Origin of the sequence: Winogradskyella ursingii, from assembly GCF_013403975.1 — a bacterium.
Lineage (GTDB): Bacteria > Bacteroidota > Bacteroidia > Flavobacteriales > Flavobacteriaceae > Winogradskyella > Winogradskyella ursingii.
Map to the genome: position 1 here is coordinate 171,501 of NZ_JABFDH010000006.1, position 24,162 is coordinate 195,662.

The following is a 24,162-nucleotide window of genomic DNA, read 5'->3' on the forward strand; positions in this document are numbered from 1 at the left end:
TGTTAAAACATAAAGTGACTCGTGGTTCTTTTGTTGATCACAGTTGAATACGGAGGAATCTGCAATCACAATAGAACAAAATTAAATATCTGTTGAAAATGTGTTTATAATAACGTTACTATTAAAAACCAACAGCAGTATCATCACCACGTTTATCAGCACCACCTTCGTAGGTTCCGTCCTCCAGTTGAAGAATACCATCAACAATGCCTATAATTGGCGAACGGGTTTCATTGATATTGTAACCTAAATTTTGAAGCTGTTGAATTAATTTTTTGTCGAATGCATTTGGTTCCATCCTGATTTCATCTGGTAACCACTGATTGTGGAATCTGGGCGCATTGACTGCTTCTTGCATATTCATTTCAAACTCGTGTACATTTAAAATAGTTTGAAGTACAGAAGTTATAATTGTTGAACCGCCAGGTGTGCCAACCGACATATAGAATTCTCCATCTTTTTCAACAATGGTTGGTGTCATAGAACTCAGCATTCGCTTTTCGGGTTCAATACTATTAGCCTCTGCACCAATGAGTCCGTAATAATTGGGCTCTCCAGGTTTGCTGCTAAAATCATCCATTTCATTATTCAGGAAAAAACCTAATTCGTTTGCATAGAGTTTAGAGCCATATCCGCCATTTAACGTTGTAGTAACCGCAATGGCATTACCAAACTGGTCCACAATAGAGTAGTGGGTTGTTTCGTTGCTTTCGTAACCTATAATATTTCCGTGCGAAAGTGAATCGACAGAGGTTGGCTCAGAAAATGAAAAATCTTCCATTCTATTGTTAAGGTACGCTTCGCTAGTCAAAGTTTTTACCGGTATATCTACAAAATCTGGGTCACCTAAATAATAGCTTCGGTCTGCATAAGCACGTTTTTCGGCTTCGACCAAAACCTGAATGTATTTTAATGAATTATGACCGTAGTCTTTAAGGTCAAATGGTTGAGCCATTATCATGATTTGATTTAAGCAAATACCACCAGATGAGGGTGGTGACATTGACGTAATAGTTAAATCATCATATTCAAAAACTATTGGATCTCGCCATTTGGCTTCATATTTTGCTAAATCTTCTAAAGTGATAATGCTTCCATTTGCTTGCAAGAACTCCACCAATTTTTTTGCGGTTTCGCCATTGTAAAATTCGTCTCTTCCATGATTAGCAATACGCTGTAAAGTTGCTGCTAATGGATTATTTATCATTCGGTCTCCAGCTTTAAGCTTGTTATTATATGGGATTTCCTTCAGGTTAACTGCTTTAAACATACTATCGTAACCAGCAATTCTTTTTTCTTGATTTTTGGTGATGATGTACCCGTTTTTTGCAAGTTCAATCACAGGTGCTAAAATGGTAGCAACATCAAGTTTGCCAAATCGTTTTTGTGCTTCAAAAATACCCGCAATGGTCCCAGGTACACCAACGGCCATACCTCCCACAGTGCTTTTATTTTGAATAATGTCCCCATTTTCATCGAGATACATGTTTTTTTCTGATGCTAATGGCGCCTTTTCTCGGTAATCCAATGCGCCTTTGGTACCATCTGCCAAACGATAAACTAAGAATCCACCACCACCAAGATTCCCAGCATAAGGATAAGCAACTGCCAATGCCATTTCTGTGGCCATCATAGCATCAAATGCATTGCCACCCTGTTGCATAATGTCAGATCCAATTTTTGAGGCTTCCTCACGTGCACTTACCACCATAGCTTTATGTGCAATAAACCCTTTTTCCTTGATATTAAGCATTTGCTTTTCGGGTTCATTTTTACAACTCCATACCAATAATATTAGAATGCAGGATGAAAGAAAGTGTCTCATATATGATAAAGTTTTTCTATTTCTAAACGTTTGTTTGTGCTGAATTCTATCAGCTCTTCGAAAAAAAGAGTAAAATCTTTTTCAAAAGCATTGTAATGTTCCATGAGCTCTTTGGTCGCTAAATTCATTTTAGATTTTCCCTTAGTACGTCTGTTCATACCGTTAAGCACTTGTTGAATTCCATCAATAGAAGCATAACTTAGTAACCAGTTGCCCTCGATCATTATAGGTGTCATTTTCTTGAAGCGTTCCGGTAAATGATGTAAGTTTCTAATTAGACTTTCGTAAAAATCATCGATGTATTCTTTTAGTGGAATTTTAGAATAATCGTTCCAGTTTTTAGCTAAAAAATGATCGTAAAAAATATCCACTATCACTCCGCTATAATGCCCATAATTTTTGTGTAATCTTTTGGTACTTCTCCTTACGATAGGGTGCGCATCCGTATAGGTGTCAATCTCTCGATGTAACTGAATACCAGCTTGCATTGCCACGGGAAATCGTTTAAAGTTGCCACCTCTTACACCATCTCCGGCAAAGTTGCCGATAGTGAGTAGCTCGTCGTCACTAGACAGGTAAATATGGGCTAGGAAGTTCATGTGTCGAATTTACAAATTCATTATAACATTTTTACTATAACCACTATATTTGCTCAAAATCAAAATAAATGACCTTAATAAAATCCATTTCAGGAATTCGTGGTACCATAGGAGGAGCCGTAGAAGATAACTTAACTCCAATTGATGCTGTTAAATTTGCTGCTGCTTACGGTACGTGGCTTAGGCAACAACGCAATAAAGAAAATTATCGAGTTGTAGTTGGCAGAGATGCTCGCATTTCAGGAGAAATGATACAGAATTTAGTAATGAATACATTGGTCGGTTTGGGTATTGATGTCGTTGATGTGGGTCTTTCAACCACTCCAACCGTTGAAGTTGCCGTACCAATGGAGCATGCCGATGGAGGAATAATTTTAACGGCAAGCCATAATCCAAAACAATGGAATGCCCTAAAATTGTTGAATGCAAAAGGAGAATTTTTGAATGGAGCAGAAGGACAGAAAATTTTAGAGATTGCAGAATCTAGTGATATGATTTTTGCTGAGGTTGATGATTTAGGTAAAATTAGCAAGAACGAAGCCTATATAGATTTACATATCGATGAGGTTTTAGATTTACCACTAGTAAATAAAAAAGCGATTGAAGATGCTAATTTTAAAGTGGTAGTCGATGGAGTGAATTCTACAGGCGGTATTGCGATTCCGTTATTATTAGAGCGTTTGGGAGTGCATCCCGTAAAATTATATTGCGAGCCAACAGGCCATTTTCCGCATAATCCAGAGCCTTTAAAAGAGCACTTGGGTGATTTGGCAGATGCTGTCGTAAAAGAGAATGCTGATTTCGGGATTGTCGTAGATCCGGATGTGGACCGTTTAGCATTTATGGACGAAACTGGCGAAATGTTTGGTGAAGAATATACTTTGGTCGCTTGTGCAGATTATGTATTGAGCAAAAATCCTGGAAATACGGTAAGTAATATGAGTTCTACTCGAGCGTTGCGAGATGTGACCGAAAAGCATGGTGGAACTTACGAAGCTAGTGCAGTGGGTGAAGTGAACGTTGTGGAACTAATGAAGAAAAACAATGTTGTCATTGGTGGAGAAGGTAATGGAGGTATAATCTATCCAGAGTTGCATTACGGACGTGATGCCTTGGTCGGAGTCGCTTTATTCTTGAGTCTGTTGGCTGAAAAGAAAATGAAAGTAAGCGAATTGCGTGCTTCTTATCCTAATTATTTTATGAGCAAAAAGAAGATTCAATTAACTCCAGAATTGGATGTGGATGGAATTTTAAAAACCATGGAATCCAATTACAGCCATGAAAACTTAAAAACAATTGATGGTGTAAAAATTGATTTTGCAGAAAGTTGGGTACACTTAAGAAAAAGTAATACAGAACCAATTATAAGAATTTATACTGAAGCGCAATCGCAAAAAGAAGCCGATGATTTAGCAGATAGATTTATTGCTGAGATTGAAGCAATAGCCAATAATTAACTTGATATTATAACCGTAAAGAATTAGAGATAAATGATGAAATATTTGGCGTCTTCATATTATTTTGATTTTGAAAGTGATATTATTCAAAATATTATTTCCAAATATAAGTGTAGGCCATTATCTAAAGTGGACCAGTCAATTGCACTCTATACTAAAATACGGGACGATTATAAATATGATCCATACAATATCAGTCTTTCTAAAAACAATTATCGGTCTAGTATAATTGCTAATAAAACCACAGGAAATTGTGTTGAAAAATCAATATTATTAATTGCTTGTCTTAGAGGTTTAGACATACCTGCAAGACTTCATTTGGGCAAAGTTAAAAATCATATTGCAGTTGAGCGGTTAACAGAAAAATTTGGGATCAACGAATTAACGCCACATGGTATGGTTCAGGTTTATTTAAATGATAAATGGCTTAAAGTTTCTCCGGCTTTTAATAAGTCTTTATGCGAGAAGTTAAATGTTACCCCATTAGATTTTGACGGAAAAAATAACGCCTGCTTGCAAGAGTTTAATAAGGAAGGAAAACAATTTATGGAATATCTAGATGATTATGGCCATTTTGAAGATGTGCCTGTGGAATTTATGAAACAAAACATAAAAGTACATTATCCTCATATATTTGACACTAAAGAGAATATTACAGAATTTAAATTATAATAATAAAATAACTGCCTACTCTAGTTAAGCCAAAACATATAACTTATGATTTCTGAAACTAATACTATAGAAAAGACCGAACTTGAAACCTATTTCGAGCAATTCAGAAAACATATTATAGGTCAGGATCAAACCTTTGTTTCACCTTATGGTGAGCAGAGAATTATTTATACAGACTGGACAGCATCTGGCCGATTATACAGACCGATTGAGGAAAAACTTTGCAATGAGTTTGGTCCTTTTGTGGCAAATACACATACTGAAACAACTGTATCTGGTACGGCTATGACGAAAGCTTACCATAAAGCCAAACAAATTATTAAAGACCATGTTAACTGTAATGAGCATGATGTGCTCATAGTTTCGGGTAATGGTATGACAGGCGTGGTCAATAAGTTTCAACGTATACTAGGGCTCAAAATTCCTGAAAATCTAAAAAATTATACCAAAGTTCCGGATGAAATGCGACCTGTGGTTTTTGTAACTCATATGGAGCATCACAGTAATCAAACGTCATGGTTGGAAACCATGGCCAAGGTTGAGGTCATTCCGCCAGACGAGAATGGATTATTCAGTTTGGATAATTTAGAAAAACTACTTCTCAAGTATAAAGATTGTACCATTAAAATAGCTTCGATTATTGGTGGCTCGAATGTGACTGGAATTCAGAATCCACATCATGAAGTTGCTAAATTGATGCATAAGCATGGAGGTGTATGTTTTGTTGATTTTGCCTGTTCAGCACCTTACGTGGAGATTGACATGCATCCAGAAGATGAGGATGCACAATTGGACGCTATCTTTTTCTCTCCACATAAATTCTTGGGAGGACCTGGAACTTCGGGTGTATTGGTTTTTAATAAGAAATTGTATAAAAATATGATTCCTGATTGTCCTGGAGGTGGTACCGTAAGTTGGACTAACCCTTGGGGCGAGCACAAATACATAGATAATATAGAAGATCGGGAAGATGGTGGTACACCAGGCTTTCTTCAAACCATAAAAACGGCACTTTCCGTTAAATTGAAAGAGCAAATGGGAGTGGGCAAAATGCTAGAACGTGAACACCAATTGGTTTCTTATGTGTTTAAAAGGTTAAATGATAAATCTGATATTCATATTCTAGCAGGTCAGCACACAGATAGACTTGGAGTTATTTCATTCTATATTGACGACCTCCACTACAATCTAGGAGTAAAACTTCTCAACGATAAATTTGGTATTCAGACTCGAGGTGGCTGCAGCTGTGCAGGAACGTATGGTCACTTTTTGTTACACGTAGATCAAAAAACTTCGAGGGAATTAACCAGCGAGATATCTATTGGCGAATTGGTTAGAAAACCTGGTTGGATCCGTATGTCCATTCATCCAACAACCACAAATGATGAAATTAAATTTGTTTGCGATAGTATTTTAAATTTAGCCAGAAATCATGAGGATTGGGCTAAGGACTATGAATATTCGAAATGCAATAATGAATTCATTCATAAATCATTAGTGAATCAGCCTTGCAACACAACTAATGTTGATGTATGGTTTGATTTGTAGATAATCTTAGACACAGATTTTCTCTTTTTTTATTTGAATGCCACAGGTACTTTATCTCTATGTTTCCAACGTTTATGAGTCCATAAATAATATTCTGGAGCTTCGTGGATTTGCTTTTCAACTAATTTGAAGAATATATCTGTGATTTCATAATTTTCAAAATCATTAGGATGTTCTGTAATCGTTTCAAAGGTTGTTTCATAGTAGCCACGTTTGATTCGTTTTACTTTAAAAAAAACGACAACCATATCCAGTTTTTTAGCCAATGTCTCAGCACCAGTATACATTGGCACTTTTATGCCCATGAATTCATTCCAATGAAAAGCTTTGTTAGCTTTAGGAGATTGGTCTGACACAAATCCGTTGATGGTCAATTCACCTCTTTTTTTATAGTCGTTTAAAATCGTAAACGTTTCTTTTGTGGTAATTAAATGCGAATCGTATTTAGCTCTAATACCCTTAACTAAATGGTCAAAATGTTTGTTTGCCAAACGTTTATAGACTGCAAATCCTTTATGTTTTACATAGCTTTGTAGTATAAAAATCCACTCCCAACTACCGTAATGCGCGCACATTAAAATAATACTACGTTGTTTTATTTCAAGATCATTTATAACTTCGACATTTGGAAATTTGAATCGTTTTTGCATTTCGGCCTTAGAAATGGTTAAGGATTTTATGGCCTCAACAATCATATCACACAAATGATGATAAAACTTATTCATTATAGTTTTAATTTCCTTGTCTGATTTTTCTGGAAACACCAATTGTAAATTTTCTTTTACTACAGATGTTCTATAACCAAATATCTTATATACAAACAAATACAGAAAGTCTGAAAATGCATATAATAATCTGAACGGCAATATAGAAATGAGCCATAAAATAGGATAGATAAGGATGTAGGCGATAAGATGCATTAGGCGGTTGTTTTTGCTACGGCAAATATATTATATTTGAGGCAATAGAAGTTTTATGTACAATTTAGATTTAGTTACAGTAGTTATTATTGCGGCCAATGCTATTATTTCTTTTAAGGGTTTTGGTGACCGTCTTTTTTTTGAACGTTATAAATTTAATGTAGGTAGTATAAGACGAGGTGAGCAAATTAGAATGTTTAGTTCTGGGTTTTTACATGCCGATACGGCTCATTTATTGTTTAATATGTTTACGCTCTACTTTTTTGCTTATGTAGTTATTGGGCAGTTGGGCAATTTCAATTTTATTATTATTTATTTGGCCAGTTTACTTTTTGGAAATTTGTTATCACTTTACTTTCATAAAGATGAATATTGGTATAGCGCAGTAGGAGCTAGCGGCGCAGTAACGGGAGTGTTGTATTCAGCAATCTTATTATATCCAGAAATGAGTCTATATATGTTCTTTGTGCCTATACCTATACCTGGTTATATTTTTGGAATCGGTTATTTATTATATTCCATTTACGGTATGAAAAAGAGGATAGGAAATATTGGTCATGATGCTCACTTTGGTGGAGCTGTTGGAGGTTATGCAATTACGTTAATCTTAAAGCCAAGCTTGTTTGAAACTGATTTAGGTCACGTGGCATTGTTAGCAGTACCAATAGTAATCCTCTTTGTACTTCATAAAACAGGTAAGCTCAATTAAATTTAAAACAGACAGTAAAATTTACTTGTTTTGTTCCCCTAAAAGTTGATCAACCTTCGCACGGAGAGCTGGTCCTCTTAAATTTTTGGCCAGAATTCGACCTTCTTCATCTAATACATAAGTGGCAGGTATAGCTGTAATGTTATAAAGACTTGCTACAGGACCATTAAAATACTGTAAGTTCGAAACTTGTGGCCAAGTGAGCTTATCCTTTTCTATAGCATCTAACCATGCTTGTTTTGGATCTTGTTGGTTTGGTGCACCATCTAAGGAAACTCCCAAAATTTCTAATCCTTTATCATGGTACTCTTCATATAGTTTAACCAGATTTGGATTCTCTCTACGGCAAGGCCCACACCAGGCTGCCCAAAAATCGATAACAGTCAATTTACCCTTAACATCTTCTAAGTTAATATCTTCACCAGTTGGTGAAGGCGCAGAAAATCTTGGTGCCATTTCTCCACTTCTTAATCGTTTTGTTTTTTGAAATTGAATTTGGGCAATATCTATCTGTTTCAATACTGTGACGCCTTTGGAGGACTCTTTGATATCTGAATCAAGTTTTTGAAATACATCATTCAATCGATCTGCATCAACATCTGGTTTGTTAACTTCCATTTCTAATAAATGTAAACTGAGAAAAGATTCAGGATGTTCCTCTGCAAAATTAATGGCATAATTTTTAAATGAGCTTTTGTGCTCCTCAATGATTGGCAATAATGAATCTACGGCAATAGAGTCCTTATTTAGCATAGCGGTTCTATAGGCAACTATTTTTTTCCGTCCTATTTCTTGTAAGTCCAATATTCCGCTTTGAAAATTTTTATAATCGATATGTGTTTCAGATCCAGTGACTTTAGATTCGGGAAAAGTAATTGTGTTGACATCAATTTCAATTTCACCAGGTTCTAACATAAAGGCTAAATTTCCCATTAAACCATCGATAGTCAAAATTCTTACGGTTGGATAACCGATATCACCTTTAAATTGAAACTTTTCGTTCATCACAATGGCAGTATCCTTCACGATTTCTGTTCCGCTCGGATCAAATTCCTTTAAATAAGCCCTAATACCATTATATACATTTGGCGCATTACCTTCAATCACAAAAGCGGTATCGTTTTCATCTTTACATGAGGTCAAAACACAGCATACAATAAGGCAGATTAGGCTTAATTTTTTCATCGTTTTTTATTTTTTAATTTATCTGAATTATAAAATATATCATTATTAATATCAGTGCAAATATAAAAAGTACAAGATACAAGATGTATAATTTTTTGTAAATTATATCTTAAAAATAGAATTGTACTCTTCTGTTAGAATGATATAATTTACAATACTTTTGCAACAAATAATTGACTAATGTATAACGATACCATTGTAGCTTTAGCAACACCATCTGGTAGTGGTGCCATTGCTGTTATCCGTTTATCTGGCAAAGAAGCAATAACTACTGCAGCCAATAATTTTAGATCGATCTCAGGCAAGAAGCTGAAAGAACAAAATACACATACTATTCATTTAGGACATGTTGTAGATGGAGACAAAACCATTGACGAAGTTCTGGTTTCAGTTTTTAAAAATCCAAACTCTTATACAGGCGAGGACGTGATTGAGATATCTTGTCACGGTTCATCCTATATTCAACAAGAAATAATTCAGTTGATGTTGCGAAAGGGCTGTAGAATGGCTAGTCCAGGTGAATTTACACTTCGCGCTTTCTTAAACGGAAAGTTAGATTTAAGTCAGGCTGAAGCAGTCGCTGATTTAATTAGCAGTGATAATGAAGCATCACATCAGATTGCGATGCAACAAATGCGAGGTGGATTTTCATCAGAAATACAAAAACTGCGAGAAGAACTTTTAAATTTTGCCTCTCTTATTGAGTTGGAATTGGACTTTGCAGAAGAGGATGTTGAGTTTGCAGATAGAACTCAATTCAAAAAATTAATTGAACGCATCACTTTCGTTTTAAAACGTTTAATCGACTCATTTGCTGTTGGGAATGTAATTAAAAATGGAATTCCCGTCGCTATTGTCGGCGAACCCAATGTAGGAAAATCTACATTATTAAATGCGTTGTTAAATGAAGAACGAGCCATAGTTTCGGAAATTGCAGGAACGACTAGAGACACTATAGAAGATGAAATTTCAATTGGAGGAATTGGATTTAGATTCATAGATACTGCAGGAATTCGAGAAACTAAAGATGTAGTGGAAAGTATAGGAATTAAAAAAACCTTCGAAAAGATTGATCAGGCACAAGTCGTTATCTATTTGTTCGAGGCAGATGCACTTATTAATGATAGTGACAAATCAAAATCTATTCTAACGGAAATCGGAAAGATACAGAATAAGTATCCTCAAAAGCCTCTTATAGTTTTGGGCAATAAAGTGGATAAGATTAATGAAAAACAAATAGAAGAATTAAAATTACAAATTTCAGAATTAAGACTGATATCTGCTAAAACAGGTTTTGGCGTTGAGGATCTAACCGACACACTCCTCAATTTGATAAATACGGGAGCATTGCGCAATAACGAAACTATTGTTACTAATTCACGTCATTATGATGCGTTATTAAAAGCTTTCGAAGAAATCCAAAAAGTTCAGCATGGTCTGGAAACTGGATTGTCGGGTGATTTATTGGCCATTGATATCCGACAAGCACTTTATCACTTTGGAGAGATCACAGGTGAGATTACCAACGATGATTTGCTGGGTAATATTTTTGCTAATTTCTGCATCGGGAAGTAAATACACATAACGTTACAAAGTAAATTAAATTAAACTCTTTTTTTAAAAAGAGTTTTGCTATATCAATACTCATTTATGTAATTTACTCCAGATTCATTATAAGTAATAGTAAACTTATAAGAAATTAAATTGGCCTTTAATTCTACCATATCGTCATTGTTTTTCCAAGTCATAATAATCTCATTCTCTAGCGAATCATTAATCTGTAAATTACCCAAAAATGCTTTTGAATTGTTTCTCAATCGAATAAGTTCTAATTGATTTTTTACAATATCAGTTTTTATACTATTTTCAATATCACTTAAAGTTAAGGTTGTTCGATTAATTTCTTTATGTCCGCCATTTCCAGCTTCATCGGCTGCTTTATAATTGTTCTTTCCTGCAAATAAATCTAGATACCAAATTTGCGGAATACCTGGCATAAATAGTTGTATAGCTCTAGCTAAAAGTAATTTTTGTTTGTCTTCGCCTAAGGCACTAAAATAAGTGGCATTGACTTGGTAATACGAAATCTTATTTCCTTCTGAATCGTAAAGGTTCTTAACACGTCCACCACGATCTAAAATGAGATTCATTAGGTCATCGATTTCCTCATCAGTAAGTAATCCTATGTTGTACGTTCCGTTTATTTCTTTTCCTTTTAAATCCAATACAGGAATACCATCGTGGCAGCCCAACATGTTTACAACAGCATAGTTGTTATCAACTATTTCCTGTGCCCATTTTAGTAACGCTGAATTTGATTTTTTTTCCAAAGTGTGAATCACTAAACCTGGTAAGAAAAAATCGTAAATTTTATACCCTTTTTCTGAAACTTTGTGATGAAGACCAGCACCATATTCAGCATGGATTTCTGGCAGTAATTGTAAAGCTTTTTTGTCTGCAATTGATTTTATTCTATTGAGATAATCCCAAGTCCCAGGAACATTAAAAAAATTAGATTTCCCAATCTCCTTGTGCAAATAGGCAAATGCATCTAAGCGCAAAACCTTACATCCATATTTTTTCACCTTGGTTAAAGTTTCTTCATAAAAATCCCATACCAGTTCTGAATTGGCATTAACATCCATTTGCCCTAAATAGGTGCAATTTCTTTTAACAATAGTTAATATTTCTTTCTCTGTTTTTTCTTTAACGCCAAAATCTAAATCATCTAAGACTTCATTATTTTCAATGGCTGAATTGACCTTTTTAACAATCGCCTCTTTTTCTGTTTTACTTAATTCTTCTATTTGCTCTAAATCTGAAATATTGATTTTATTGTAAATGATTTTTTGATAAAAGGTGTTCCAGTAAGGTTGTTTTGAGCCATCTGGAAATGGCACTTTGAGAATTGGTAAACCTGATTTTCTCATAAATAATTTATTGAGAAATTCTTCATCGGGAATAATGATGCCGTCGCTGTTTAGTGTGCCGTGACCTTTCCAAAAGCTATTCCAATTGATAAAAAAATCCTTGTATTTGGAATTGGTTCCGTTTTTCAACAAATCCTTAAATTGAGGTGAGGCTACGGATAAATGGTTTAAAACAATATCGAATTTCAGTTGAATATTCAATTCATCCAAAGCTTTTAAATCAGCCTTAGAAACCAGGTATTCATTTAGGTTATAATCTATAATTGAAAACCCTCTGTCTAAATCACTATTGAAAAAAGTAGGCAAAATATAGAACAGGGAAAAAACATCTTTAAATTCGGCTTTTTGCAGCATTTGAATACAATCGCCAAGATGCTCTCCTATACTGTCTGGATAGGCATTGAGCATAACACCATTTTGAATCGTTTCGGCTTTATGGCTCATCATCTTTTAAAGTAATTTTGATAGAATATCAATATTATCCGGTAATCTGCCCACATTTTGAAGTTTGAGTGCGGCCAATTGCAATGCTATTTCTAAACATTCTTTCATTGGCGTTTCCTTAATGTATGCGAACAAAAATCCTGACCAAAATGCATCTCCTGCACCTGTGGCATCCATAACATTATCTATTTTTATAGCCGGAAGTGTTATAACTTCCTTTCCGCTTTGTGATAATTTTACGCCATTTACACCAAGTGTTAAACAAACAACTTCGACGCCTTGACTATGGAAAAATTCAAAAATCTCATCGTGTGGTAATTCTTTCCCAAAAAACCTGAGCATATCATCTTCACTAATTTTTACAAGTGGATTGAATTTACAATAGGCTTTAATGACATTGTTGGCCTGTTTTTTATCTTCCCAAAGCTCATCAGCATAATTGATATCAATACTGAGTTTACATCCTAAATTAAAAGCCTCTTTGGCCTTTTTTAAAATGACACTTTGCGCTGGATTTTTACTTAGTGCAAAACAAGTAGTATGGAATATTTTGGCCTGTTGCAATACATCTTTCGGGATTTGGTTTTCAGAAATTTCGCTATCTGCTTCACGATAGGCGATGAAATCTGGTGTTTTCTTCGACCTTGAAACAAAAATCACACTCGTAGGTTTATGTGAAATTTTTCTAATGGCATCTGTGTTTACTCCGACGCCTTTTAATCGTTCAAAAATATAGTCGCCAAAACCATCATCTCCAACTGTAGCGACCATCATGGATTTTAATCCTAATCTCGCCGAATTCATAGCTACATTAGTTGGCGAACCGCCTAGATACCTATGGTAATCCCGTGTTTTGTTGATGAGCACTTCGGTTTGATGGCCAATAAAGTCTATCAAAACCTCACCAACACATAAAATATCTATATCTCTATTATTAGCTCTCACAATAAATCGTCTTTTTAATCAAAAATTTCTACCTCACTTATATCATCATATAATTTGGACTCTGGTTGCTTTAATCGCAACGCTAAAATTCCTGCCACTATAAATAATACGCCACCAAATAAAAGGGCATTTACCGCACTATTTCCTAAGAGGTTCTTTACAATAGGACCAAATGTTACCGTTTGTATACCCATCGGTATTACAATCATCATGTTTAAAATTCCCATATAAACCCCGCGACGTTCTTGAGGTACAATTTTTGAAACCATTGTATATGGAATTCCCATCATTGCGGCCCAACCAATTCCGAAAAGCACCATTGGAAACAGCACAAATGTTTGGTCTTGAATATTTGGGACGGATAACATGGCAATACCGGTTAAAAATAAGCTGAACACATACACTTTTTTCCCTCCCCATTTTAATGCCAATGGCACCAAAGCCAAAGCGAAAACTATAGTTGAAATATTATAAGTAGTATTCATCTTAGCCGCTTGACTTAAGGCTTGGGATTTATCAAAATTTAAACTTTCCTCAAACATTGGCGAAATAAACTGCCAATAGATAAAAAGTGCATACCATTGAAAGAGATACACTCCTGCGAGTTTCCACATAAATTTCGGCATATCCTTTACAGCATCCACAATTTCCAAGAAGGGTGTTTTAATGCGCTGTGATAACGGTAAGCTGTTGTGTTTTTCAATTTCTTTTAATTCTTCCTCTTCTGGTGGAATTTCTGGCGTTTTTAAAACTGACCACAAAATGGTAGTTACTGATAAAACCGCTCCGATAAAAAATGAATAGTACAACCATTTTGGGATAGTTCTTACACTTTCATCAATAACTTCCTGACCACCAAACCAATCTTGAAATAGAAATATGGAAGCATTTGCCAAAACAATACCAGCACCAACAAATAAACTTTGCATCTGATAGCCAAAGCTCAGTTGCTTATTGGGCAATTTATCGCCAACAAAGGCTCGGTAAGGCTCCATTGCCATATTGTTGCCCACATCCAAAATCCACAAAAGACCTACAGCAAACCAAAGTGCTGGACTAAATGGAAAAGCGAATAAACACAAACTTCCAATGATTGCTCCTATTAAAAAGAAGGGCTTTCGTCTTCCCCAATTTGGCGACCAAGTTTTGTCTGATATGGCACCTATAATTGGCTGAACTATTAATCCTGTAACAGGACCTGCAAGATTGAGAAGAGGCAAGTCTTCTGGGCTGGCTCCCAAGAATGAGAATATTGGATTTACTGCTGTTTGCTGAAGTCCAAAACTAAACTGAATCCCGAGAAACCCAACATTCATATTGAAAATCTGCCAAAAGCTCAAACTTGGTTTTACCTTTCCCATAATTTTAAATTTTTTATAAAATTAGTTTAAAAAAGAGCCAATGATAAAATACTATTAACACGGACTCTTTTTACCAATCAATCAAACTTAAAAGTTAATTACTAAGACTAATCAAGTAATTCAATTAAAAATTATAGCTCAATCCTAATGAGATGGACCTTCCTGGGACTGGTCTAACTCTTAAAAAATTTGTCTGTCCTTCTACAATGCTTCCTTCCTCGGACTCTGTTATGCCTAAAGTATCAAAGATGTTGTTTGCAGATAAGTTTGCTCTTAGGTTTTCAGTTATACCAATATTTATAAAACTGTTTATGATAACAAAACCCGGTAGAACCAACTCATTGTTATCTTGTGCAAATGCTTCACTCTGACCAATAAAACTAAGGCCAATTGAGTTTTGTTTTGTGCTTCCAAAGTTATAGGTTGGGATAAAGTTGTAGATAAAGTCTGGTTGTCTGCGTGGTGTATTGCCATCGTTGCCGCCAGAGGTAATTTCTGCATCAGTAAAGGTTAGTCCACCTCTAAAACCAAAATCATTGATTCTGTAAGTTCCCTCTAATTCTATACCAAACGATTTATAATCATTTTCTATGATACTGTTGGTGGTTGCTTCAAAACCGCCTTCTTCAGTAGTATTTGCGAAGAACAATGTTGCGTATAACGACCCGTTTTCGAAACCTCTTTTATAACCAAATTCAGCTTGATTTATAAAATCCAATGCGTTAATGGCGTCACTATCCGTAAAATCCAAACCAGTAAATAAGATACGATCTGCTTTTGCCGATCCACCTCTACTATATCTTGCAAAAACAGCTTGGTTATCTTGAAGTTTATAATTAACACCTAATGAGTAAGACACATAGTCATAATCATAGTTTACCGTAGTTGGGTTTGCCAAGTCAATTGATTGCACTGTTTCCTCTGGCTGAGAAATATTACCATCATTATTAATATCAAAAACAGAAGTTACCGGACCTGAGAACGTTCCGTCAACTCTACCCTTATCAAAACGGATGCTCGCATCAATATTTAATTTTTCAGAGGCTTCAATCCCAACTGCTAAGTATGGTGCAGAAACATTGTAACGTGTGTCGTAATTTCTTTGACAGCAGTTACCGAAAAATGCTGCTCCGTAGCCTACAAGTCCATTTACCGATAGTGGGTCACCGTTAGTATCTAATGCATCAATAAGTCGTGCTTCATCTCCAACACCTTCAAGCAAATAAGAGTTCCACAACCAAGACATAGACACATTTTGTATTGCTTTAAAATATCCCGCAGTAATATTAAAGTTATCGAACCTCTTTGTTAAACGAATATCGTTCATAAAGTTGTTGAAGTTGTTCAATTTTGTGTCAAATAGAACCACCGGTGTAATTATTGAACTACCATTAACGGCACCATCACCATTTGCAAAGGCAAGAGAATCATAACCTCTATCGGTGGCAAAATCACTCGCCAAAAAGTCCGAAGCAGTCTGTACACTTGCAGGGAAAGGTGAATTAAAACCACCTTTATTAGAAGAGAATCTACCGTTATTTGTAACCTTATATTCATTCCCTAAATCAAAAGACAACTCCATTCCTATGGATGTAGAAACTGGGTTCATTCCATCAGAAACATCAGAAGTTCTCAATTGCCCATCTTCGCCCAAACCTACACTTTGCTGTAAAAATGGCGTATGTAATGTTTGGTTGTTGGCATCAAAATTAGGGATGTCCTCAAAATCTGGGTCATCATTTGTACCTGTTACCTGAATTGGATTTGGCAAATAAGCAATGGCTCTATCGTTTAAGTACTTTCCATAAAGTCTTACATAGCCGTTTTCAAATTCTTTAGTTAAATTTAGTTTAAATTGCCCACCATTGTTAGCAGTATATCCAGCATCTCTTATGCCTTCACCAACTCTGTAGAATCCACCCATGTGGAAATAAAGTCCTTCACCTATTGGCGAACCATAATCAAAATCAGTTCTAAAAGAATTGTAATCCAAACCAAAAGATGTTGCTAAAGACCCACCTTCAACTTTTCCTGTTTTGCTAATTAAATTGATAATGGCACCTGGAGAGTTAGAAGACAATGTTGAAGCAGAACCACCTCTAATGGCTTCAATTCTACCTATATTATTATCAAACCTAGTAAAGATGTCAGCTGTAGCAAAAGCTATATCACCAAATAATAACACTGGTAATCCATCTTCCTGAAGCTGTACATATTTAGAACCTCCCGAAGACACAGGTACACCACGTACTGCTATGTTTGCATTACCTTCCCCACCAGAAGATTCGGAACGAATACCTGGTATCGTCCTAAAAATCTCTGCAGTTGTCCTTGGAGCAGACTGCTTAATGGTATTAGGTCTCATTGTAGTAATAGAAACACTGGATTCAATTTTGGATCTTGGATTAGTAACACCAGTTACTATTACTTGGTCCAATGATTCCGCATCTTCAGCCATAGTTACATTTACTGTAACATTGCTACCATCAATGGTAACTGACTTTTTGAATGTTGTAAAACCCAAATACGAAGCGGTTAAGGTATAAGTACCATTTTCTACATTGGTTATTATATAGTTTCCGTCCATATCGGAAACCGCACCTTTTGTAGTTCCGTCTAAAATTACGTTTACACCTGGTAGTGGCATACCTTCAGTATCTTGCACAGTACCCGAAATATTGGATTGCGCAGAAACCAAGAATGACACCATGGTAAAAACCAGTAGTAAACCCCATTTGTTTTTAATCGATTTCATCTCTTTTAGTTGTTTAATTATTAGTTTATTGATTAAAATTTTATCGAATTTACATTTATGGTGCAAAAAAAATAAGAAAATGAAATCGAAAACGTTTTCGATTTAACGAAAACGTTTTCGATATCTAAAATTTATACTTTATCTTCATAAGTTTTTAATATTGAACTATGAAACCTGTAACCCTAAAACAAATTGCCGAAACTTTAGGTATAAGTATCACGACCGTATCCAAAGCGTTAAAGGATTATCCCGACGTTAGTAAAAAGACCAAACGCTTAGTTAAAGAACTGGCTGAAACCCTTAACTATAAGCCTAATGCTTTTGCCGTTACTTTAAGGACAAAAGAATCTAAAACCATAGGTTTAATTATTCCCGAGGTTGTGCATCATTTTTTCTCTAGTGTGATTAAAGGTATTATTGCTCAAGCTGAAAAAAAAGGCTATTTGGTTATCATTCTGCAATCTAATGAATCTTATGAGTTAGAAAAAAAGCAACTCGACTTACTACTTAGCAAACGAGTTGATGGTGTGCTTATATCGCTCGCAAATGGTACTGGCGACTTTAAGCACCTTAACGATTTGATGGCTCAAGATGTCCCTCTTGTAATGTTCGATAAAATAGCCAAAATTGTCAATTGTTCTAAAGTAATCATTAACGATAGAAAAGCCGCCTACACAGCAACAAAACATCTTATAAATTCTGGATGTAAACGCATAGCACATTTTAGAGGACCATTATTGCCACAAAATTCCATTGACCGCTTTCTTGGCTATAAAGAAGCTCTTACTGATAACGCACATACCTATGACCCTTCGTTGGTTTATATATTAGAAGATATGAGTTTTGATGAGGGCACTTATTTTGCAGGAGAACTCTTAAAAGACCACAATGATGTTGATGGAATTTTTATTAACACAGACTTGGTAGCCATTGGTGCTATAGCAGAATTTAACAAAAGGGGAGTTAAAGTCCCTGAGGATATTTCCGTCGTTGGGTTTAGCAACTGGTTTATGTCATCTGTTATAAACCCAAGCTTAACAACTATAGACCAGCCTGGTTATAAAATGGGTAAGACCGCATTTAAATTATTATATAAAGAAATAAAAACCAGGAAAAACAATCAGACCCTAACTTATAAAACAGTAGAACTTAAGACAGATTTAATCGTTAGGGAGTCGACTAATTTGTATTAAACAAATAAAGCTCAGGTATAAAACCGAAAGAAAAATAGATTAAATTTATGCGAATTTTCGCTTTTAAACTTCTGTTAAACAAAATATTGATTTGTTAAAATTTCGTAACTTCGCATTTACGATGAAAAAAGTATTGTATAAAATATTGTCATTTACGTTGGCCTTAGTAGTGATATTTTCTACAATGTCTTTCACGTTCAATCTGCATTATTGTGGAGGTACTTTAGTTGAAACTGTTCTATTTCAACAAGTAAAAGGATGTGGAATGGAGACGAGCAACCCATCTGCTGAAGGTTGTTCTATTACCAAAAAAAATTGCTGTGATAATAAGCAAGAAGTGGTAGATGGGCAGGATGAACTTCAAATATCTTTTGACACACTTTCTTTCGAGCAGCAGACGTTCATCGCTGCTTTTACATACTCTTATATAAATTTATTTGAAGGAACCGAATCTGAAGAAGTTCCTTTCAACGATTACCCGCGACCCTTTGTCAAACGGAATGTGCAAGTGTTGCACCAGACTTTCTTAATTTGATTCGTTAGATTTTTTGAATGAAGCCCAACAGCTACGCTGTCGTGGGCTAAAACTCGTGTTTACCATTTTCTGCAACACGTATTTCCAAATATCTAATAATCAAATAATATGCTGAATAAGAGCATTAAATTTCTAATAGAAAACAAACTTGTTGCCGTTCTACTACTTGCCCTATTTGTGGGTTGGGGCGTAGTCAAAGCACCCTTTAATTGGGAAACGGGCTTTTTGCCTTCAGACCCAGTTGCCGTTGATGCCATACCTGATATTGGGGAAAACCAACAAATTGTTTTTACCAAGTGGCAAGGTCGCTCGCCACAGGATATTGAAGACCAAATCACATATCCGCTTACCACTTCCCTTTTGGGTATTCCAGGCGTGAAAACCATCCGTAGTTCGTCTATGTTTGGATTTTCCAGCATCTATATCATTTTTGAAGAAGACATTGAGTTCTACTGGTCGCGCAGTCGCATACTGGAAAAATTGAACTCACTTCCTGCAAATCTTTTGCCTGATGGTGTCAATCCATCTCTTGGGCCAGATGCCACAGGTCTTGGACAGATATTTTGGTATACCTTGGAAGGTCGCGACAAAGACGGTAACGTGACTGGTGGATGGGATTTACAGGAATTGCGTAGCATTCAGGATTACTATGTGAAGTATGGATTGTCCTCTGCAAGCGGTGTTTCTGAAGTAGCTTCCATAGGTGGCTATGTTCAGGAATATCAAGTGGATATCGACCCAGAAAAAATGCGCCAATACAATGTGAGTATGGGCGATGTAGTCAAAGCCGTAAAGCAAAGCAATCAAGATATAGGCGCACAAACACTTGAAATCAATCAAGCCGAATATCTCGTGCGTGGATTGGGTTACGTAAAATCCATAGCAGATATCAAAGATGCCGTTGTAGATTCTGAAAATTTCACATCAATCCGTATCAAAGACGTAGCAAACGTACATTTGGGGCCTGCTGCCAGACGTGGCATTCTCGATAAGGAAGGTGCTGAAGTCGTAGGCGGCGTTGTAGTCGCTCGCTACGGTGCAAATCCCTTGGAAGTTATCAATAATGTCAAGGCTCAAATTGCTGAAATAAGCTCTGGACTTCCCACAAAAACATTAAAAGATGGTCGCACTTCGCAAGTAACCATCGTACCATTTTATGATCGTACTGAACTCATTCAAGAGACGCTGGGCACGCTCAACGAAGCACTTACTTTGGAAATCTTGATTACCATTTTGGTCATTATCATAATGGTGTTCAACCTACGTGCATCCATCCTAATTTCTGGCTTATTGCCCGTAGCTGTTTTGATGGTGTTTATCACGATGAAGCTCTTTAATGTAGATGCCAACATTGTCGCACTATCGGGTATCGCCATTGCCATAGGAACCATGGTCGACGTGGGCGTCATACTTGCTGAAAATATGATACGACACTTGGAAGATGAAAAGCTGCGCCTTAATGAAAATGGTAAGGAATACACCACAAACGAAATCATCTACAACGCAACTACCGAAGTTTCGGGTGCTATCCTAACAGCAGTTTTAACGACAATAATCAGTTTCCTGCCTGTATTTACAATGATTGGTGCCGAAGGAAAACTGTTCCGTCCGCTCGCCTTTACTAAAACAATGGCACTCACAGCATCGCTCATCATTGCGCTGTTCATCATTCCACCCGTTGCAGCATTTCTTTTTCGCGAAACGAGTTTGCGGGAACGGACACAGTACGCCATCAACGGCGCACTTGTTTTATTGGGTATTCTCGCCATTGTTTATGGATTTTGGTTGGTACTAATTCTTATCGCCTTTGCCATCACATCACTTTTAAAGATGCGTGGTACGCTTTCGCTAAAGCGTAAAAACCTACTGGATATCATCATCTCATCTGTTACCATCGTATTCCTGCTCGCTACCTACTGGCGACCATTGGGCTTTGACCGAAGCATAGTGATGAACTTGATATTTGTTTCTATCATCTGTTTTGGATTGCTCGGTGTATTCTCGATTTTAAGAATATACTATGAACGTATTTTGCGATGGGCGCTTCAGAACCGATATCTGTTCTTAATCGTTCCGGTTACGGTGCTCACGTTGGGTATTATCATAATGCGGAACACAGGTAAAGAATTTATGCCAGCGCTCAATGAAGGTTCATTTCTTTTGATGCCTACATCCCTACCACACGCAGGTGTAGAAGAAAACAAGCGTGTATTGCAACAGCTCGATATGGCCGTGGCAAGTATCCCTGAAATTGAAACCGTGGTGGGAAAAGCGGGAAGGACAGAAAGCGCACTCGACCCAGCACCACTCTCGATGTACGAAAATGTCATTCAGTATAAATCTGAATATATGCGGAATAGTTCAGGCGAGCGACAACGCTATAAGGTCAATGACGATGGATTGTTTATACTGAAGAACAACAAATTTATCATCAACCCAAACAATGAGATAGACGAAGGCGTCAACTATGCCGAAGCTTCGCTCAAGACTTCTGCCAAACGTGAAGATTTGATTGAAGATGACGACGGCGAATACTATCGAAACTGGCGACCGGACATTGAAAGTCCTGATGATATTTGGAACGAGATTGTACGTGTGACCAAACTACCAGGCGTGACATCTGCACCCAAGTTGCAACCCATCGAAACACGATTGGTAATGCTACAAACAGGAATGCGAGCACCTATGGGTATCAAGGTAAAAGGTCCTGATCTAAGAACTATAGAAAACTTCGGACTGCAACTGGAAGATATTTTGAAACAAGCTGAAGGCGTTAAGGAACAAGCTGTTTTTGCAGACCGAATCGTGGGCAAACCCTACTTGCTCATAGATATTGAGCGAGACCAATTGGCTCGATATGGTATATCCATTATGGACGTGCAGGAAATCCTTCAAGTGGCCGTAGGCGGTATGCCACTCACGCAAACCGTGGAAGGACGTGAGCGTTATGCTGTTCGAGTTCGCTATCCAAGGGAATTACGGGCAAATCCAGACGACCTGCGTAATATCTATGTTCCGGTTGAGAAAGGCAGTCCTGTACCGCTGGGCGAATTGGTTGAAATTCGATACGAGCAAGGTCCACAAGTCATTAAAAGTGAAGACACTTTTCTTATTGGCTACGTCCTATTTGACAAAATCGACGGCTTTGCCGAAGTAGATGTGGTAGAAAATGCCCAAGCCTTGATTCAAGAAAATATTGATAATGGTACGCTGGTTGTACCACAGGGTGTTAGCTATCGATTTACGGGAACTTATGAAAATCAGTTGCGAGCAGAAAAAACGCTGTCGGTTGTCGTGCCGCTTTGTTTGTTCGTTATTTTCTTGATTCTGTATTTCCAGTTCAGGTCGGTCTCTACGTCTCTTATGGTTTTTACCGCAATCGCCGTGGCCTTTGCAGGTGGCTTTATAATGATATGGCTGTACGGACAAGATTGGTTTTTCAACTTCGGCTTTTTCGGCGAAAATCTGCGGGACTTGTTCAATATGAAAACCATCAACTTAAGTGTCGCCGTTTGGGTAGGTTTTATTGCCCTATTTGGTATTGCAACGGATGATGGTGTGGTAATGGCCACTTATTTAGACCAATCTTTCAAAAGCAACGAACCAGATAATAAAAAAAGTATAAGGCTTGCCACTTTGGAAGCCGCAGGTAAACGTATCCGCCCGTGTTTGATGACAACCGTAACTACTGTGCTTGCCTTACTTCCCGTACTCACATCCACAGGCAAGGGAAGCGATATAATGATCCCGATGGCGATACCCATTTTTGGCGGAATGATAATCGATGTCACGTCCTATTTCCTACTGCCAGTCCTGTACAGCTGGAAAAAGGAATACCAACTTAAAAAAGCAAACAGATGAAAAAATTAAAATATATACTGCTGTTTTTGTTTGTTTCCGCTTTCGCGAAAGCGCAACAATTACAATCCTACATCCAAGAAGCCGAAGCCAACAATCCAGAAATTCAAGCCTTTGAATTGCGATACAACATTGCCGAAGAAAAGGTAAACGAAGCCAACTGGATTCCCAATACCGAAGTAAGTGCCGGCTACTTTGTGAGTGAACCTGAAACAAGAGTGGGTGCGCAACGTGCACGAATAGGCGTAAAACAGATGTTGCCGTGGTTCGGAACTATTACAGCTCGTGAAAATTATGCCACCGCAATGGCAGATGCCGAATATGTGGACATCACGATCGCAAAGCGCAAGCTCGCACTTTCGGTTGCACAATCGTATTATCGACTATATGCTATTAGAGCCAAGCAAGCTGTGCTAAATGAAAATATTCAGCTATTGCAAACCTATGAGCGACTTGCACTCACGTCTGTAGAAGTAGGTAAAGCGAGTGCCGTAGATGTATTGAGACTTCAGATAAGACAGAACGAGTTACAACAACAAAAGGAAGTGCTGGAAGAAGAATTTAAAGCGGAACAAACTTCTTTTAACAATCTGCTCAACCGTGATGCAATGATGACGGTTATCGTCGTTCCAGAAATGGAAATTCCACAAGAAGACCCATTTTATACTAATGAAGCGCTATCACTCAATCCTGAACTGCTTAAATACGATAAACTCTATGAATCAGTAGCACAATCTGAACTGCTCAACCAGCGTGAGAGTTTGCCTATGATTGGTTTTGGTGTAGACTACTTGCCCGTAACGGAACGCAGCGATGTCAACTTCAACGATAATGGGAAAGATGTATTGATGCCAATGGTGTCGGTTTCCATACCCATTTTCAACAATCGTTACAAATCCATTTCAAAACAAAATGAACTGCGACAGCAAGAAATAGAAACCCAGCGAGAACAGCGATTGAAAGTATTGGAATCTGCTTTTGCGAAAGCGCAATCACAACGCAACCAAGCGCGCATCGCTTACAATACACAAGTCCGTAACTTGAAACAATCCCAAGATGCCGAGGAAATTCTGGTAAAAAATTATGAAACTGGCACTATCGATTTTAATGATGTGCTGGACATTCAGGAATTGCAGTTAAAATTTCAAATGAATCGAATCGAGTCGGTACGAATGTACTATGCACAATCGGCCATAATCAACTATTTAATAAATCAATAATTTAAA

17 protein-coding genes are annotated in these 24,162 nt (G+C 36.9%); 9 read left to right on the forward strand and 8 right to left on the reverse strand.

All coding sequences use genetic code 11. From position 1 onward, the window contains the following. Positions 1–121: 121 nt before the first annotated feature. Together ggt and HM983_RS15115 are read right to left on the reverse strand one after the other, a co-directional pair. Positions 122–1,825, reverse strand: coding sequence for a gamma-glutamyltransferase (gene ggt, locus HM983_RS15110; RefSeq protein WP_179346575.1), 1,704 nt, complete (start codon positions 1,823–1,825; stop codon positions 122–124). Further along, positions 1,822–2,424 carry an acyl carrier protein phosphodiesterase gene (locus HM983_RS15115; RefSeq protein WP_179346576.1) on the reverse strand — a complete coding sequence of 201 codons (603 nt, stop codon included), beginning with the start codon at positions 2,422–2,424 and terminating at the stop codon, positions 1,822–1,824. The genes ggt and HM983_RS15115 overlap by 4 nt, the downstream gene beginning before the upstream one ends. Positions 2,425–2,492: 68 nt before the next feature. Between HM983_RS15115 and glmM the strand changes: the two genes are divergently transcribed. The 3 genes from glmM to HM983_RS15130 are packed head-to-tail and all read left to right on the forward strand — an operon-like array spanning position 2,493 to position 6,101. Next, positions 2,493–3,881, forward strand: a complete 1,389-nt coding sequence (gene glmM / locus HM983_RS15120; protein ID WP_179346577.1) for a phosphoglucosamine mutase — start codon at positions 2,493–2,495, stop codon at positions 3,879–3,881. Between the two features lie 33 nt (positions 3,882–3,914). Further along, positions 3,915–4,553: a transglutaminase-like domain-containing protein gene (locus HM983_RS15125; protein ID WP_317166972.1), complete on the forward strand. Its 639-nt coding sequence runs from the start codon at positions 3,915–3,917 to the stop codon at positions 4,551–4,553. A gap of 45 nt (positions 4,554–4,598) precedes the next feature. Next, entirely contained in the window at positions 4,599–6,101 is a 1,503-nt protein-coding gene (locus HM983_RS15130; RefSeq protein WP_179346578.1) for an aminotransferase class V-fold PLP-dependent enzyme, read from the forward strand. 29 nt (positions 6,102–6,130) lie between these two features. Here HM983_RS15130 and HM983_RS15135 read toward each other — a convergent pair whose 3' ends face one another. Further along, entirely contained in the window at positions 6,131–7,021 is an 891-nt protein-coding gene (locus tag HM983_RS15135) for a lysophospholipid acyltransferase family protein (RefSeq protein ID WP_179346579.1), read from the reverse strand. Positions 7,022–7,076: 55 nt separating this feature from the next. On the opposite strand from HM983_RS15135, the gene HM983_RS15140 reads away from it, so the two are divergent. After that, entirely contained in the window at positions 7,077–7,730 is a 654-nt protein-coding gene (locus HM983_RS15140) for a rhomboid family intramembrane serine protease (RefSeq protein ID WP_179346580.1), read from the forward strand. Between the two features lie 21 nt (positions 7,731–7,751). On the opposite strand, the gene HM983_RS15145 is transcribed toward HM983_RS15140, so the two are convergent. Next, positions 7,752–8,915 (reverse strand): TlpA disulfide reductase family protein, encoded by a 1,164-nt coding sequence (locus tag HM983_RS15145; RefSeq protein WP_179346581.1) that lies wholly within the window; start codon positions 8,913–8,915, stop codon positions 7,752–7,754. A gap of 180 nt (positions 8,916–9,095) precedes the next feature. Here HM983_RS15145 and mnmE point away from each other — a divergent pair, with 180 nt between their 5' ends. Beyond that, a complete protein-coding gene (gene mnmE / locus HM983_RS15150; RefSeq protein ID WP_179346582.1) occupies positions 9,096–10,490 on the forward strand; it encodes a tRNA uridine-5-carboxymethylaminomethyl(34) synthesis GTPase MnmE in 1,395 nt (464 codons plus the stop codon). A gap of 62 nt (positions 10,491–10,552) precedes the next feature. Here mnmE and HM983_RS15155 read toward each other — a convergent pair whose 3' ends face one another. The 4 genes from HM983_RS15155 to HM983_RS15170 form a co-directional block, all read right to left on the reverse strand. Further along, the gene (locus HM983_RS15155) at positions 10,553–12,292 is read right to left on the reverse strand and encodes an alpha-amylase family protein (RefSeq protein ID WP_179346583.1); all 1,740 of its coding nucleotides are present in this window, start codon (positions 12,290–12,292) and stop codon (positions 10,553–10,555) included. A gap of 3 nt (positions 12,293–12,295) precedes the next feature. Then, positions 12,296–13,234, reverse strand: a complete 939-nt coding sequence (locus HM983_RS15160; protein ID WP_179346584.1) for a carbohydrate kinase family protein — start codon at positions 13,232–13,234, stop codon at positions 12,296–12,298. Between the two features lie 14 nt (positions 13,235–13,248). Continuing rightward, complete coding sequence (locus HM983_RS15165; RefSeq protein WP_179346585.1) at positions 13,249–14,595, reverse strand: MFS transporter; 1,347 nt, start codon at positions 14,593–14,595, stop codon at positions 13,249–13,251. Positions 14,596–14,719: 124 nt separating this feature from the next. Continuing rightward, positions 14,720–17,350 (reverse strand): TonB-dependent receptor, encoded by a 2,631-nt coding sequence (locus HM983_RS15170; RefSeq protein WP_179346586.1) that lies wholly within the window; start codon positions 17,348–17,350, stop codon positions 14,720–14,722. Positions 17,351–17,517: 167 nt separating this feature from the next. Here HM983_RS15170 and HM983_RS15175 point away from each other — a divergent pair, with 167 nt between their 5' ends. The 4 genes from HM983_RS15175 to HM983_RS15190 all read left to right on the forward strand — a co-directional run bounded on the left by HM983_RS15175 (position 17,518) and on the right by HM983_RS15190 (position 24,156). Beyond that, positions 17,518–18,543, forward strand: coding sequence for a LacI family DNA-binding transcriptional regulator (locus HM983_RS15175; RefSeq protein ID WP_179346587.1), 1,026 nt, complete (start codon positions 17,518–17,520; stop codon positions 18,541–18,543). A gap of 121 nt (positions 18,544–18,664) precedes the next feature. Then, positions 18,665–19,078, forward strand: coding sequence for an HYC_CC_PP family protein (locus tag HM983_RS15180; protein ID WP_179346588.1), 414 nt, complete (start codon positions 18,665–18,667; stop codon positions 19,076–19,078). 108 nt (positions 19,079–19,186) lie between these two features. Beyond that, positions 19,187–22,939: an efflux RND transporter permease subunit gene (locus HM983_RS15185; RefSeq protein ID WP_179346589.1), complete on the forward strand. Its 3,753-nt coding sequence runs from the start codon at positions 19,187–19,189 to the stop codon at positions 22,937–22,939. Then, on the forward strand, positions 22,936–24,156 hold the full coding sequence (locus tag HM983_RS15190) for a TolC family protein (RefSeq protein ID WP_179346590.1): 1,221 nt from the start codon (positions 22,936–22,938) through the stop codon (positions 24,154–24,156). Before HM983_RS15185 ends, HM983_RS15190 begins: the two co-directional genes overlap by 4 nt. Positions 24,157–24,162 lie beyond the last annotated feature (6 nt).

What these genes read in the sequence shown, in the direction of transcription:
- HM983_RS15135 (WP_179346579.1), bottom strand. Translation starts at nt 7,021, where the DNA reads ATGCATCTTATCGCCTACATCCTTATCTATCCTATTTTATGGCTCATT.
- ggt (WP_179346575.1), bottom strand. Translation starts at nt 1,825, where the DNA reads ATGAGACACTTTCTTTCATCCTGCATTCTAATATTATTGGTATGGAGT.
- HM983_RS15115 (WP_179346576.1), bottom strand. Translation starts at nt 2,424, where the DNA reads ATGAACTTCCTAGCCCATATTTACCTGTCTAGTGACGACGAGCTACTC.
- mnmE (WP_179346582.1), top strand. Translation starts at nt 9,096, where the DNA reads ATGTATAACGATACCATTGTAGCTTTAGCAACACCATCTGGTAGTGGT.
- HM983_RS15185 (WP_179346589.1), top strand. Translation starts at nt 19,187, where the DNA reads ATGCTGAATAAGAGCATTAAATTTCTAATAGAAAACAAACTTGTTGCC.
- HM983_RS15130 (WP_179346578.1), top strand. Translation starts at nt 4,599, where the DNA reads ATGATTTCTGAAACTAATACTATAGAAAAGACCGAACTTGAAACCTAT.
- HM983_RS15175 (WP_179346587.1), top strand. Translation starts at nt 17,518, where the DNA reads ATGAAACCTGTAACCCTAAAACAAATTGCCGAAACTTTAGGTATAAGT.
- glmM (WP_179346577.1), top strand. Translation starts at nt 2,493, where the DNA reads ATGACCTTAATAAAATCCATTTCAGGAATTCGTGGTACCATAGGAGGA.
- HM983_RS15125 (WP_317166972.1), top strand. Translation starts at nt 3,915, where the DNA reads ATGATGAAATATTTGGCGTCTTCATATTATTTTGATTTTGAAAGTGAT.
- HM983_RS15190 (WP_179346590.1), top strand. Translation starts at nt 22,936, where the DNA reads ATGAAAAAATTAAAATATATACTGCTGTTTTTGTTTGTTTCCGCTTTC.
- HM983_RS15170 (WP_179346586.1), bottom strand. Translation starts at nt 17,350, where the DNA reads ATGAAATCGATTAAAAACAAATGGGGTTTACTACTGGTTTTTACCATG.
- HM983_RS15140 (WP_179346580.1), top strand. Translation starts at nt 7,077, where the DNA reads ATGTACAATTTAGATTTAGTTACAGTAGTTATTATTGCGGCCAATGCT.
- HM983_RS15165 (WP_179346585.1), bottom strand. Translation starts at nt 14,595, where the DNA reads ATGGGAAAGGTAAAACCAAGTTTGAGCTTTTGGCAGATTTTCAATATG.
- HM983_RS15145 (WP_179346581.1), bottom strand. Translation starts at nt 8,915, where the DNA reads ATGAAAAAATTAAGCCTAATCTGCCTTATTGTATGCTGTGTTTTGACC.
- HM983_RS15180 (WP_179346588.1), top strand. Translation starts at nt 18,665, where the DNA reads ATGAAAAAAGTATTGTATAAAATATTGTCATTTACGTTGGCCTTAGTA.
- HM983_RS15155 (WP_179346583.1), bottom strand. Translation starts at nt 12,292, where the DNA reads ATGATGAGCCATAAAGCCGAAACGATTCAAAATGGTGTTATGCTCAAT.